The sequence below is a fragment of the Bacillus marasmi genome (assembly GCF_902168435.1).
GTDB classification, from domain to species: Bacteria; Bacillota; Bacilli; order Bacillales; family Cytobacillaceae; genus Bacillus_BU; species Bacillus_BU marasmi.
This window is the reverse complement of sequence record NZ_LR656178.1, coordinates 68,275-81,963: the sequence shown is the minus strand read 5'-3', so window position 1 is coordinate 81,963 and position 13,689 is coordinate 68,275. Positions and strand designations below refer to the sequence as shown.

The 13,689-nt window shown below is 35.9% G+C and carries 18 protein-coding genes; 7 read left to right on the top strand and 11 right to left on the bottom strand.

Annotated elements, in window-relative coordinates:
- The first annotated feature begins 189 nt into the window (after positions 1-189).
- A complete protein-coding gene (locus tag FXW34_RS18455) occupies positions 190-978 on the top strand; it encodes an alpha/beta fold hydrolase (protein ID WP_147535529.1) in 789 nt (262 codons plus the stop codon).
- A gap of 14 nt (positions 979-992) precedes the next feature.
- Here FXW34_RS18455 and FXW34_RS18450 read toward each other — a convergent pair whose 3' ends face one another.
- Complete coding sequence (locus tag FXW34_RS18450; RefSeq protein ID WP_147535528.1) at positions 993-2,126, bottom strand: KamA family radical SAM protein; 1,134 nt, start codon at positions 2,124-2,126, stop codon at positions 993-995.
- A 275-nt stretch (positions 2,127-2,401) separates the two neighbouring features.
- On the opposite strand from FXW34_RS18450, the gene FXW34_RS18445 reads away from it, so the two are divergent.
- Positions 2,402-4,075, top strand: a complete 1,674-nt coding sequence (locus FXW34_RS18445) for a hypothetical protein (RefSeq protein WP_147535527.1) — start codon at positions 2,402-2,404, stop codon at positions 4,073-4,075.
- 52 nt (positions 4,076-4,127) lie between these two features.
- On the opposite strand, the gene FXW34_RS18440 is transcribed toward FXW34_RS18445, so the two are convergent.
- Together FXW34_RS18440 and FXW34_RS18435 are read right to left on the bottom strand one after the other, a co-directional pair.
- On the bottom strand, positions 4,128-4,496 hold the full coding sequence (locus FXW34_RS18440) for a YbaN family protein (protein WP_147535526.1): 369 nt from the start codon (positions 4,494-4,496) through the stop codon (positions 4,128-4,130).
- Between the two features lie 41 nt (positions 4,497-4,537).
- Positions 4,538-5,167, bottom strand: a complete 630-nt coding sequence (locus FXW34_RS18435; protein ID WP_147535525.1) for a class I SAM-dependent methyltransferase — start codon at positions 5,165-5,167, stop codon at positions 4,538-4,540.
- A 117-nt stretch (positions 5,168-5,284) separates the two neighbouring features.
- Between FXW34_RS18435 and yyaC the strand changes: the two genes are divergently transcribed.
- Complete coding sequence (yyaC, locus tag FXW34_RS18430) at positions 5,285-5,881, top strand: spore protease YyaC (protein WP_187119026.1); 597 nt, start codon at positions 5,285-5,287, stop codon at positions 5,879-5,881.
- Between the two features lie 105 nt (positions 5,882-5,986).
- Positions 5,987-6,604, top strand: a complete 618-nt coding sequence (locus tag FXW34_RS18425; RefSeq protein WP_147535523.1) for a PH domain-containing protein — start codon at positions 5,987-5,989, stop codon at positions 6,602-6,604.
- 75 nt (positions 6,605-6,679) lie between these two features.
- On the opposite strand, the gene FXW34_RS18420 is transcribed toward FXW34_RS18425, so the two are convergent.
- The 5 genes from FXW34_RS18420 to FXW34_RS18405 form a co-directional block, all read right to left on the bottom strand.
- Entirely contained in the window at positions 6,680-7,300 is a 621-nt protein-coding gene (locus FXW34_RS18420; protein ID WP_147535522.1) for a tetratricopeptide repeat protein, read from the bottom strand.
- 12 nt (positions 7,301-7,312) lie between these two features.
- Entirely contained in the window at positions 7,313-7,471 is a 159-nt protein-coding gene (locus tag FXW34_RS23070; RefSeq protein ID WP_187119025.1) for a hypothetical protein, read from the bottom strand.
- Between the two features lie 142 nt (positions 7,472-7,613).
- Positions 7,614-8,753 (bottom strand): zinc-dependent alcohol dehydrogenase, encoded by a 1,140-nt coding sequence (locus FXW34_RS18415; protein ID WP_147535521.1) that lies wholly within the window; start codon positions 8,751-8,753, stop codon positions 7,614-7,616.
- Positions 8,754-8,773: 20 nt separating this feature from the next.
- Complete coding sequence (locus FXW34_RS18410; RefSeq protein WP_147535520.1) at positions 8,774-9,136, bottom strand: spore coat protein; 363 nt, start codon at positions 9,134-9,136, stop codon at positions 8,774-8,776.
- A 19-nt stretch (positions 9,137-9,155) separates the two neighbouring features.
- Positions 9,156-9,362 (bottom strand): spore coat protein, encoded by a 207-nt coding sequence (locus FXW34_RS18405; protein ID WP_147535519.1) that lies wholly within the window; start codon positions 9,360-9,362, stop codon positions 9,156-9,158.
- 159 nt (positions 9,363-9,521) lie between these two features.
- On the opposite strand from FXW34_RS18405, the gene FXW34_RS18400 reads away from it, so the two are divergent.
- A complete protein-coding gene (locus FXW34_RS18400; protein ID WP_147535518.1) occupies positions 9,522-9,728 on the top strand; it encodes a single-stranded DNA-binding protein in 207 nt (68 codons plus the stop codon).
- Positions 9,725-10,024 carry a spore coat protein gene (locus FXW34_RS18395; RefSeq protein ID WP_147535517.1) on the top strand — a complete coding sequence of 100 codons (300 nt, stop codon included), beginning with the start codon at positions 9,725-9,727 and terminating at the stop codon, positions 10,022-10,024. The genes FXW34_RS18400 and FXW34_RS18395 overlap by 4 nt, the downstream gene beginning before the upstream one ends.
- A gap of 71 nt (positions 10,025-10,095) precedes the next feature.
- On the opposite strand, the gene FXW34_RS18390 is transcribed toward FXW34_RS18395, so the two are convergent.
- Positions 10,096-10,629 carry a redoxin domain-containing protein gene (locus tag FXW34_RS18390; protein WP_246141180.1) on the bottom strand — a complete coding sequence of 178 codons (534 nt, stop codon included), beginning with the start codon at positions 10,627-10,629 and terminating at the stop codon, positions 10,096-10,098.
- Positions 10,630-10,802: 173 nt separating this feature from the next.
- Here FXW34_RS18390 and FXW34_RS18380 point away from each other — a divergent pair, with 173 nt between their 5' ends.
- Complete coding sequence (locus FXW34_RS18380; protein WP_425457450.1) at positions 10,803-11,174, top strand: hypothetical protein; 372 nt, start codon at positions 10,803-10,805, stop codon at positions 11,172-11,174.
- A gap of 483 nt (positions 11,175-11,657) precedes the next feature.
- On the opposite strand, the gene FXW34_RS18375 is transcribed toward FXW34_RS18380, so the two are convergent.
- The gene (locus tag FXW34_RS18375) at positions 11,658-12,224 is read right to left on the bottom strand and encodes a hypothetical protein (protein ID WP_147535513.1); all 567 of its coding nucleotides are present in this window, start codon (positions 12,222-12,224) and stop codon (positions 11,658-11,660) included.
- A 230-nt stretch (positions 12,225-12,454) separates the two neighbouring features.
- Positions 12,455-13,519 (bottom strand): 3D domain-containing protein, encoded by a 1,065-nt coding sequence (locus FXW34_RS18370; protein WP_147535512.1) that lies wholly within the window; start codon positions 13,517-13,519, stop codon positions 12,455-12,457.
- Positions 13,520-13,689: the final 170 nt, after the last annotated feature.

The window sequence follows — 13,689 nt, the reverse complement described above, 5'->3', positions numbered from 1 at the left end:
TCAAATTATTGGAATTTTTACACCATTTTCATGAAAGGAAGGAGAATTTTTCTTGTTTTTTAGACAAAGAATATAATAGTAAAAAATCTTGACATGTAATGTTAAATCAATTTGTTCTTATACTTCGTTTTTATGGATAAAAAAGATAAAAAAGATAGAGGAATTTTTTTGAAACGGAGGTAATACTCATTGCCAAAATTAAAGGTTGAAGGAACAAATCTTTACTATCAGGTTCAAGGAGAAGGTGTTCCAATCGTCTTTGTTCATCCCCCTTTGTTAACTAGCTCGAACTTTAAGTATCAGGTCAACGAGCTATCAAAGGAGTTCCAAACGATTGTCTTTGATATCCGCGGACACGGCAATAGTTCTTTTTCGAAAGAACCTGTCACCCATTCGCGAATATCAAAAGACATAAAGCAATTATTGGACCATTTACAAATCACGCAAGCCTTCCTATGTGGCTATTCCACAGGCGGTACAGTCGTGCTAGACTTTTTGCTAACCTATCCACACCGAGCAAAAGGAGCCATATTGCTTGCACCTATGCCTGAGGTTAATGATTGGAGACTAAAGCAAGAACTTCAGCTAGCTATACTATTTTCAAAAACCAAATTGATAACTCCGTTGAGATATGCAATCTGTTTTAGCAATGCTGACAATAAATCAATGTTTCGTGAACTTTTGAGCGAGTCGAAAAAAGGTTGTTCCGATAATATTAGGCAATATTATCAATCAAGTTTAACTTATCAAAGTACCCAATCAATAGGGAAAATTAGCACACCGACACTGTTACTATATGGTGAGAAGAACAGACAATTTCATCAGTATGCACGAATGATTGAATCAAGGGTTCCAAATAGTCAGCTACAGTTGATCCAAAACGCCAAACATCAGCTACCAACAAAAGCAGCAGAGGAAACAAATTCGTTAATCAAATCATTTGTTCAAAGAGTAAGTCGGCTAATTCAAACGGTGTAACGAATAATGAATATTTATACTTCCTGAAGAACACATTGTTCTTGAGTGTTTGTATATTTTTTCCAATACAACTCATTGCCAGGTAGGTCGTCAAACCAACTTGCATCATTTGGACAATCCAAGACCATTAATTTGCCATAGTTCCCTTCCTTAGATTGATGATACTTTAAATAGGCTTTTCCAGCTTGAATCGCTAGTATTTCAATTTTACCTGAACTATGGCTCATTACTAATCGTACCCTTTTACCTAATCCCGAGGTTTTGGCTTTTGCCTCTTCAACTAATGTATAGGCTTCTTCCAAAGGAAGCACGAAATCGTAATTTCCTGCTACAGGTCGATTAATAAAGAAATAGTATGGGTTAACTCCAATCCATGATAATTGACTGAGAAGATCGGCCAACACATCTGAATCATCATTTATGCCTCTTAATACAGGCGTCTGATTCATGACTATTGCACCAGCTTCGATTAATGCTTGAAACGCTTGTTTAGTTTCAGAAGTAAGCTCTCGGGGATGATTGATGTGTGACATAACATATATTCTTTTTTCGGGAGTAGAATTGTTTCGAATGAGTTCTAATAGTTCTTTATCTTCATATATTCTCATTGGGTTATATGCAGGTAGCTTGGATCCTAATCGAATGATTTTTACATGATCAATTTTTCGAAGTTGCTCAATAATGTTACTGAGTTTTTTGGTAGATAGCATTAGTGAATCTCCACCAGTCAATAGGACGTTACTAATTTCTTGATGTTCGCGGATATAATGAAGCCCTGGTGTAAAATCTATATTCGCTTCCTTCACATCATTAATAAATAGTCTCTTACGGAAGCAATAACGACAATACCCTCCACAAACTTCGGATATCACTAAAAGTGCAGTAGCTTGATATTTATGCTGACATCCTGGCACAACATAATTTGTTTCCTCATCACAGGCATCCCATTTTCCGTACTCTAAAAGCTCACCATTGTTAGGGATGATTATTTTTCTGATTGGGTCATTAGGATCCTCCCAATCAATTAAATTTAAATAATAGCTATTTGATCGGAAAGCAAATTGATCAGTAATCGGCTTTAACTCTTCCTTCTCTTCATTTGTCAGTCCATCAATTTGATTGATCGATGTTAGATATTTTGGTTTCATCTAGTTTCCTCCATTTCTATAGAAATGGTTATTAGCATTTAATAGTATTAAATGCTTTATAACCTTAACCACGTTGTAAGTGGCTATTCCATATACTAACCGTAACATTATTTGGGGTAAAATTTAAATATTCTGACAAGATAGTCGAAAATTTGACACTAAATATCCATTAATTGTATATTTTTCCATGCATTTTGTATCTCGTTTTCTTTACTTGAAACTTTTTGTTATGTTAAACGTAATAGATACTATGACATTCATGAAGGAGAATGATTATGGGGAATTTTTTTCTTTTTTCACTTATTGCGGGATTAATATTTGCGCTGTTACTAGTACCCTTTTCTAGCCCAAAGGCAAAAGGTGTTAAACAGCCGTCTGCAACATTTTTACTCGGAACTATTATCTTATTTTCAGTCATAGTTCTTGCGACGTTTTATATTACAAATCTAGACCGAAACATAACGATATTATGGGCTCCTGCCATAGTTTTCGCTGCTGTCGGAGCCATTTTTTCAACCGGATTAGAGCAAAAGATTAAAGGATTGTTATTTTTAGCAAGCTTTGCGATTGGAGTTTATTTCCTTACTGCATTTGTCTTTAATGCAAACGAAAAATTTGAATCTGCAAACATGAAACAAAAAGTAGAAATAGAGACCTTTGATGAAAAAGAAACGCCTGCAAGCGTACCTCCGCAATTTGCCCGAAATAAAATGAAAAAGGCATTTGGACAGGTTCCAAACACTAGTTATTATGAATTAGGGAATCTTCAAATCCAGAAAATTGATGGAAAATATGTTTACATTGCTCCAGTTGAATTTTCCGGTTTCTTTAAATGGATGAATGGAGATGTAACTCCAGGTTATTTTACCGTCAGTGCAACGGATTCATCTGCAAATCCAAAGTTCGTAAAATCTGAAATGAGCTATACGCCATCTTCATTCTTTAACAAGCAAATTGAAAGACATATGCGTATGCAATATCCAAATGCCATTTTTTATGGTGATGTTCAATTAGAAATCGATGACGACGGAACTCCTTTTTATATCCGTTCCTATGGGGAGTTTATCTCTGCTCGTAACGGGTTTGAAGTTAAAGGGATTGTTATGGTCGACCCTAAAACGGGGAAAACAGATTCCTACTCATTAAAAAAAGTGCCAGAATTTATTGATGGAGCTGTTTCACCAGAGGTTGTAAGTTTGCAAAATAGTTATTTTGGAAATTATATTCACGGATTTTGGAACAGCAAGTTCGGTAAATCTGATGTAAAGCTCCCTTCTGATGAAGGAACAGAAGCAAATGTAAGTCCAATTTTCGATGAAAATGGAGAAATGTTTTATTTTACCGATTTCACAAGTCCGAAGGAAGGCGTCGATTCGATGCTTGGCTACTCATTAACGAATGCTCGCACTGGTGAGGCAACATATTATACTGGAAATATGGAAGAATCGTACATGGATTCACAAGGGGCACTCCAAATTATAGAGAAGAAATTTATCGAGAAAAAATGGTATGGAGCCATGCCTATCCTCTATAATTTCTATGGTGAAGCAAGCTGGTTATCACCTGTTCTTGATTCAAATGGTTTCTTACAAAATTACTTCATCGTTTCAGCAGCAAATCCTGAAATATCAGTATATGGAAGCACTCCGAATGAAGCGCTGAAGCAATATAAAACAGCTCTTCAACGTGGTGGCAGCACGGTAAAAGGAAGCTCAAAAGCAGATGAAAAACAGGCTAGCGGGACGGTTGTACGTGTTTATAAAGAGAAATCAGGTGAATTTACGATTGTAAGCTTTCTCCTTGATAATAATAAAAATTACACTATCTCTTCAGAAAATAGCCCACTTGCTATTTACTTAAAAGAAGGTGACGTTGTGAAAGTAACATACATGGATACGGAAGAAGATTTCTTACCGGCGAAAAAAGTGGAGATTGAAGGATTAAAATAACCATTACTATAAAGCAGAGAGTCACATTGATATGATTCTCTGCTTTTTCTAATTATAAAGTACGGAATGACAAGATGAATGCACTAACTGATACTGCTATGATGACCAACAAAATACTCATCCAAAGGGTTGTAATGGAAAAATAAAGTGAGATTCCCATAGAAAGCCAAAGTGCCGTAATACTAATCACTTTATTTTTCAGCGTGATTCCCTTCTTCTTTTGAAAATCCTCAATATAGCCTCCGAGCCATTTATTTTTCAGCAACAGCTTGTACAATTTTTCAGAGGAGCGAATGTAACACGCCGCTCCTAGTAACAAAAGCGGTGTTGTTGGTAGTAAGGGGATGATAATTCCAATTACTCCAAGTGCAATTGACAATGTTCCAATCACAATTAAGAGTGCTTTTACGAGTTGATTCATAGAATTCCCCCTTGCTGTTTGATCTCGTCTTAATGGGCAATTTAATCTCCCTTAATGAACATTTCAGTTTTATCATGATTTGTTACCTTACAGAGGACGAATAGACCCTTATAATATTCCTTTGTTTCTGTTATTTCCATTCTATGGGATTTCAATAGCTGCTCTAAATTTCGATTTAAACAGCATCCATCACAAAGTGATTTCCACGTAGGGGTTAACCAATCCTGTAATTTCGACAAGACTGGATTTTCCAATTTTACATGTTCAAAGAAAAGGATCGAGCCACCTGGTTTGCACACTCGTTTTATTTCATTTAGCGCTTCATCAACATTAGGGATGGTACAAAACACTAGTGTCGCCACAACTGAATCAAAGCTATTCGTATCAAAAGGAAGCCTTTCGGCGCCTGCATTGTGGATTTCGATTGGAACTCTCGCATGCTTCTTTTTTAGAATTGACTTTTCAATCATGGCAAGATTGGGCTCTATGGCATGCACAGCTTGCGCTTTTTCATATAACGGGAAATTAACACCAGTTCCTGAGCCTATTTCTAATACTTTACCATTTGCATCACCTAATAATTCAGCTCGTATTGTTTTAAATTTCCCTTTTTCAAGTGGATTCATAAAAAAGTCATACCATTTTGCAAAATTTTTATTCAAAACATTCATCTCCGTAGCAATTTATGGAATTTGTATTTTTGGCAGGAATATCGACAATGAAAGCTGAATATTTAATCATCAACTCTATTTCTCAAGCATTCAATCCTTATGACTAGGAGAGTAACAATGCGCAACCAAATGGACCAAGTCTCACTTAATTTAACAGGAATGATACCATTTAACCATCGGTTATCACCATTATTCATCCGTGATTCTCTCTATTCATTAATTCCACAAGGAACACAGCACATTTTTGTTGCGGCAATTGGTTCCAATCGCATAAGCGGTGACAGCCTAGGACCATTCGTGGGTACGCTTTTAGATGATTTATTTCCTCGACATTTAACAGTACTAGGTAATTTGCAATATCCATTAGACGCGACTACGATTGAGGAAGAAATTTCAACCCTTTCGCTTCCGGATAACAGTTTTGTAGTCGCTATTGATAGTGTACTTGGGAATGAAGAAACCGTAAACTCGATTATCATCCAAAATGGCCAGCTAAAACCAGGTAAAGGACTTGGGAGTGATCTTCCTCCCATTGGTCATTGTAGTGTCATGGGTGTTGTTGTCAAAAATGATCCTGACTTGGAGTCTTCACTACTATTTTCCGATCTCCATCTCATTTATACTATGGCAACGAATATAGCCAAGGGAGTTTCGCTCGCTGTTCGGCAGTATTTTCATTATCCTGCTACACACCCTATTTTACAAATCGGTTAGTTTAATTTCTATGATATTAACGCACATGTCGATATATCTTTTGAATAATTAAATGTACGAGTATCATAGAATGGTTGAGGATAAATCATGAGAGGACGGGGTTTAATGTTTAAAAAAATTGCTGCAGATGCATTAGGTTTATCAGATATTGGGAAAATCATAGATCCATCAGATTACGATAAAACAGATGCTGATGATTACGTGATGCATGAAGATCAGGAAAAGATTTACTTTCTGATTAAGACGAAGAAGGATGAATATTGTTTTACGAATTTGGCGTTAATCCATGTTGATGGTGAAAGTGCTGTTTCATCGAAGCGAACTTTAAAACGCTATCCATATTCCCGCAATCGAATTACTAACGTTCTGCTTGAAACTGCTGGTAAAATCGATCTAGATGTTGAAATCAAATTCAAAATTGGTGAAGTTCAGTTTGATATTGATGTTCAAAAAAATCAAATAGAAAAACTGAAGGACCTTTATAAAACATTAACCTACATTTCCGATGTCACACATGAAAATACTGTCATGACACGAATGGCAGAATTAAGCCTTGATAAGGCTAACACTATTCTCCAGAACTCTCGGACAGATGCACAAATTAACCTTGCTACCCAATATCAAGAATTAACAGAGTTTGGATTTAAATGGCTTACCCAAGTCCGTGAACAATATCATGAAAAAGATTTTGGCAAGGTTTTTGAAAAATACATTAATAACTAATAAAACGAAAAAACTTGGTTGATAGGATCAGCCAAGTTTTTTCGTTTTATTGATTCATCAACTACTATTTCCTCATTACCTCAAAATATTTTGGAGCCATGATTCTACTGACTCCAGTATGGTCGATTTTCGGTTAACTTTATCTGTAAATATTTCTTTTGTGTTTCGATATGATTCCAAGTATTGATGTATTTCTTCACCTAAGTCTTGAATGACAAGGCTTTTGCGAACATAAGCAGGAAATTGAACCATTTCATCAAACGCATTTTTCTCATCGCCCAAAATCATTTTCGTCAGTATATATGCTTGATAAAAGACAACAGGAAGCGGTATATCCTCCTTCATAGTCAGTAATTCTTCAAAAAGCAAAGAAGCTTCAGTATATTTGCCGCTCTGAATATGCTCCAATGCTTTATTATACTTTTGATATATTTCGATGTAGACGGGTAATTTTTGTTCAACTTGATAAATCGCATGATTAAGCCCGTGTTCATTCCCGTCTACTATCCCCTTCCAGATCAGCAAAGACTTATGTGGGTAGCCGGATAATGTATAAGCAATACCGAGTGCCCATCGCGCTTGATTAAAATGTGGCCTCTCTTCAACCAGCTTTTCAAGAAGGTCGGTCGCCTCGTCAAATAATTCATCTTTCATATAATCAATTGCATGATTATACGTTTCTTCCTGTAGCCCCATCACATTCCCTCTTTATGTTGACTTTATGTATTGATCAGATTCTTTGTCCTCTTCTAGCGGTTGACTTGCCTGAATATGAAGAACTGCTTGTTCTGTTTCGATTACAGGTATCGGTTTGAGTTCGAGCAGTTTTTTCTTAAACCACTCTATGTATTCACTTTCCGTTTTCATTTTATTTTCCTTTCTGACTAATAAATGGCATAGGTAATATCGTTTTAATTTTACCACATGAAACAAATAATCAGGGATTAGTAGGAACGAAAAAACCTGGAGAATCTTCAGGACTTCTTCAGGCTTTTTGGTTAATATAAATTCAATGTGGTTTCAAGATGACCTTTATGCAGCCATCGGTTTTCGTATCAAACACCTCATAGCCGCGTTTCGCTTCATCTAATGGAATCATGTGGGTGATAATATCACTGGGATCAATTGTCCCTTTGGAGAACACATCATAAAGGTATGGCATATAAGGTATAACGGGAGCTTGCCCAGTTCTAATATTTACATTCCTCGAAAATATATCGCCTAAAGGAAAACCGTTATATCTCATTCCATAAACACCTGTTATTTGAATCATTCCGCCCTTACGTACTGCCTGGGTTGCCGTCACAATTGCTCCCATTGATCCCCCATGTAATTTAAGACCAGTGGCCAAAAACTCAAGAGGACTCATTTTCCCATCCATACCAACACAATCAATAACGACATCAGCACCGCCTTGGGTGATTTCCTTCAAATAGTTGCCAACATTTTCTTCCTTTTCAAAATTAACAATTTCCACATTGTTCGTCCGTTTTGCGTGCTCAAGTCGATAATCGATGTAATCAACGGCAATTACACGTTTCGCACCTTTAAACCACGCAAATTTTTGTGCCAACAGTCCTACTGGACCACAACCAAGGATAATGACCGTAGAACCTTGTGTAACACCAGCGTTTTCAACCGACCAATATGCAGTTGGTGCGGCATCAGACAATAAGACTAGTTTTTCATCTTCCACTTCACAATTTTCTGGAATCTTAAAGGGAGTAAAATTCCCGTATGGCACTCGTAAATATTCTGCCTGCCCACCAGGATAACCTCCAGTCGTTTCTGAATAACCAAAAAATCCGCCCATCTCACCGTGCGGATTGGAGGTATCACATTGACTCGTTAAATCGTGCTGGCAATACCAGCATTGCCCACAGCTAACATTAAATGGAATGATAACTCTATCACCCTTTTTCACCTTCGTCACCTCAGGACCTACCTCTTCAACAATTCCCATTGGCTCATGGCCAATTACGTAATCCTCTGGTGTGTTCGGGATCATACCATGTATTAAATGCAAATCAGAACCACAAATCGCTGAACTTGTGATTTTTACAATCATATCATCTGCTTTTTGAATCGTTGGGTCATGTACTTCTTTTACAGCAACATCTTTTATCCCTTGATAGGTCACAGCTTTCATGCATCTGTCCTCCAAACCTGCTATATATTCGGTGTCGCAAAGGTGCCGCGGCGGTCAGTATCCAGTGGAAAAAGCTCCATATTAGCTATAGTGATAGCCATGTCGGCTGATTTCAAATCCAATTCTATCTGCTTATTTACATCGTTTGGATAGAGCCAGCCCTTGTTTAACATCAATTCCGTTACCTCAGTATGTAAATCAATGGCTTGCTCCATCTGCTTGTATAAAACCTGACGAAGCTCAGGACTTGCAGTTTCAGTTAATGTGACCGCATAATAGCGAATTCCTGTCTTTATTCCTAAAAGAAAGTCCATCGCAAATGCTGAGTCAGCCATCTTTGGCATTCCTTCTGCATATTTTGGATCTAAATAATCCTGGTTCATGATACACCTCCAAACTAAATTATTCTGTACGTGCTTTAGTGTAGAGTCCTTTTAATTCTTGAAGTGCTTGAACAGATTGTTGCACATCCTTTTGCATAAGTGCTTTTAAATCATTATCAAAACAAATACCTTGCATAAGCTTTGATTTCATTAAACACACTGTTTTAAAATTAATCATTTCATGCGTATCCATCGTTTCGTGGTAAGCTAGCACCCCATTTTCCAAAGTAAAACCCTCCAAAAACAGTCTTTATATACAGATTTAATTTGCCGTCTTTTTTGGATAGTATTCAGTTCTTTTGGTGTGAAAAAATAACAATATTTAACAATAGGTAAACTGCTTAAATTACACAAAATGTTATTAAAACATTTAAAGGAGCATGACATGACAAAATATATGGGTTTACACGAAACGCTCGAAGTTCATGAACTTTTAACGTTCAAAAATTTAAGTTTAACGAAATCGTTTTTAATGGGAAAACTTGTACAAGATCCTGAGTTAAAGACTATTCTTAATGCTGAAGTTCTTGCAGGGACAAATGCTGTTAATCGCCTTCAACAATTCATAACTAATGGGAGTGAAAATCAATGAATGATATGATAAAAAGCTTGATGGGCATGGGAGGCATGACGGATCAGGTAATTGCTACAGATTTCCTTATCTCCACAAAAGCAGGAGTTCGAAATTTAGCCTTTGCCATAACCGAATGCAATACGCCTGAGGTCAAAGCAGAACTACAGGAACAATTACGAAGCGCTGTCGCCACTCACGAGAGCATTTCAAATTACATGATAGCTAAAGGAATGTATCATCCAAGTAACTTGGAGGAACAACTTCAATTAGATTTAAAAATTACCAATACTGCACTTAAGTTAACTGGTGAATGATGATCATTTAAAATGATTTGTCTAATAAAAATACCTTGCAAAGTATGCAAGGTATTTTTATTAGACTTATATTAATTTAAGTATTCATTAGGTTGAGAGGTAGTTTCTTGATTCATCCATATATTTGATTTTGGTTTATCATTCAATTTTTCCAATTCATCAAATACTGCCTGATAATGCTGCAGGTTATCCGCTTTAAAAGAAGTATTTTGATAAGTTAATATGCCTTCTTGATTTATGACAAACACGGAACGAACAGCGGTTTCCCCCTTAGCGTTGAATACACTGTAACTTTTAACGGTTTCTTTATGCCAATCAGATAGGAGCGGATATGGCAATGTACCCATACTTGCTTCAAAGACACGGTGTGAGTGAATATGATCAACACTAATGGCTAAAATTTCTGCATTCGCTTGTTCAAACTTCTTGTAATCCTCTTTCCAAGAGGCAATTTCCTTGATTCAGCCTGGTGTAAAATCCATTCCATAAAACGCTACAACTACATTCTTTCTTCCATAATAATCAGAGAGTGAAATCTTCTCTTTTTTGGTTGCGGGTAAAGTAAAATTAGGCGCAGCATCACCTATTTTTAAAGACGCCTCCATGTTATTCCTCCCTCAATTTCATATTCCACTTCGTTCCAATAGCATTTCCAAAACTTTAGTTTTAATGTACAAAGCAGCTTATTATCCTCATTATTATTTTTTGACGAAAAAATTTCGAATTTTTCCAAATCGTAAAATGTTATAATGATGATGGGTTAATTGTGTTTCCGGAGGTGAATTTCTTGGCTCGAGAATTACACTTTACCGATCACGAATTAGTGTTAAAGCTATCTGGTACTGTTAGTTTATTAGCTTTAAAGCGTGAATTAAGGATTCCCTATCAATGTATTAAACGTGTCTATGTTGAACATTATAAACCGCCGCTGTGGATGCTACGAATTCCCGGAACATCGGTTGCTTTTCTGAATATTTACGAAGGAACTTTTTATTACGAAAAGGAATGGTACTTTTTTTCATTTGAACATTACGTACCACTCATTCATTTGGAGTTAAGCGGACATAAAAAATATAAATATGTCATCTTCGAGCTTGAAAAGACGCGAGAAGCATTAATAGAAATTCGAAGTAAACTGCGTGAAATTTGATAATAAAAAAAAGGCTGGGACATAAGTATTTCAGCTACAAAAAAACGAACTATCTTGCGAAATTCCAACTTAGAATTTCCTAATAGTTCGTTTTTTTTATTCATAGGCACTTCCCTGAAATAAATATGGATCACAGTGCAAGATTTTTTTGTGGGTCTGTTAACCCGAATGTTGATTCTTTTATGTTTGAAAATAAGTGGAATAATTCCGCTTATTTTGGGAAATATGGGTATTTCCCTTGAAATAGCAGGAGTTTTTCCGCTTATTTCATAAAAATCACTGGATTTTGTCTTTTTTGGAGTAGTTAAGTGGAAATTTTCCGCTTATTTCAGCTTAATTAGCCCCCTTACATACAATAAGGGGAAATTCTCCGCCTATTTTCTCATATAAACATGAAAATCACACTGAACATTAATATAGGCTTCCATAAAAAATTATTCGGTTTTAATAGCAGACAATATAGTTCTGCCTCAACTCTTTCCTTTAATACGATTTTCTTCTATTCGATTCTCTTGTATCTTTTCTATCATTGAAAAAGTGATCAAAAGCAGAGTAACGGTGTGGTTTTTCGTAGTCATTTTTTTCGTCTTTATGAATATTTTTCATGCGATCCTTGCGATATTCAATGTTATCCTCTTCATAAACCTTTTTACGATCCCTGCGGTATTCCACCTTTTCATCATCAAAATCTTCTTGTTCCTTCATATTATTATCGTCATTTCTGACGATTCTAAGTTCTACCCTTACCTTTCCTTTGTTTTCAATCTCACAATTCTCGTCTATATATTCGCTAATAAAATCTTCGCTCGCTTTTGTAGTGTGCAGCTTTTCTTTGTCTTGATCATTGTTTGTATCATTTTCTTGATATTTGTTTTGTTCTTTATATTCACAATGTTTGTTATCATCTTTTTCATGATCATGTTTAATATTACGGGAATGCTTTAACCCATCTTGATACCCATCTTGATAACCTTCACGATATCCTTCCTTGTAACCAAGATAATAGCGGTCTTCTTCATGATGTACTTTAGAATAGTTCCTATTACCCATTACTTCCATCTCCTTTGTACATGATTGTCTAATGTCTTTATAGGTTATTCGCAATCATATATTTATCTTGTATTTATACCCAACAGCAATCGAAATGGATGTTTGTCCTACATGTTAAAAGTGGAACAACAGTCTACAAATCTCCCTCCTAGCGCTTTCTATCATTTTTCATAAAAAAAGCATGTAACTCAATTGAATGAGCTACATGCTTTTTGGAAATTATGATTCTATTAATTTAGGACAATGACTTTTACTGTTTTACGGCCCCATTGCAGTGCTGCTGCCTTTGTAGGCATTAACACATCAATTTTGTAGCCTTTAATTGCCGAACCAGTATCTCCAGCTATTGCCTCACCATAGCCTTCAACCCATACTCTACTTCCAAGTGGAATTACAGTTGGATCCACAGCAATTATTTTCAAATTTGGGTTTTCGTGTATATTATGGCCTAATCTTGTAGTTGGACCAGATTCCTCTGGGCTGTAAGCTGTCGCAGAAACATACATTTCTCGTCCATTACCTGTAGGCGCAGTTTGCTGCCCGCCTTGATTTACACTAGCGATTGCAGCTGCTGCCGCTTGTTCTGCACGAATTTTGTCTTGAGCGGCTTTTAATTGAGCAGCGATTCCGGCTTCCTGTTCTGCTATTTGACTGTATTTATCCTGCATAACAGAAAGATTTTCCTGACGCGATTGTAAATTGTTGTTTAGCTCTTCCTGTTGTTTTGCTAGTGTTTGCTGTTCTTCATTTAGGATTTGCTGTTGTTTATCGATTTCCTTTTTATGCTCTTCAATTCTCTTTAAATCCTGTTTTTGTGCTTCAAGGATATCATTATCCGCATCCAGAAGAGCATTTACAGCACTAGCACGTTGGATAAAATCATCAAGACTCTTAGACTCTATTAAAACTTTAATCACTAAATTAAAATTATTGTCATCATTTTGAAGAGCCTTAAGCCTATTTTTCATAACCTCTTTACGATTATGGATTTTATCCTCTAGAATGACGATTTCCTCTTTATTTTTTTCAATAAGCTGATTTAATTCGTCAATTCTTTTTTGGGTATTATCCATTTTAGTCTTATTCTCTGCAATGTAGTTATTTAACGAATCCATTTCTTGTTGTATTTTGGCTATTTCATCATTAATTGATTTCTTTTCTTTAGCCGTTTGATTTAACTCTTGTTGAATATTTTGTATAGTTTCAGTGTTGGCTTCTGTTTTTATAGCAAAGGTACCTGAAACACACATCATCGTTGTAACACCTAAGAGAATCATACGCTTAAATTCTGGCATGCACTTCTCCTCCTCGCCAACTAATTATAACAGAAGAATTCAACTGCTATGTTACAAAAGGATTAAAAGTGCTGTAATGTTACGTACAAATTTTGGTAATAACTATAGATATTTGTAAAAAAACAACAAATTTAAGCGTTTTCATTCATCTATCAATGCAAAGAATGTAA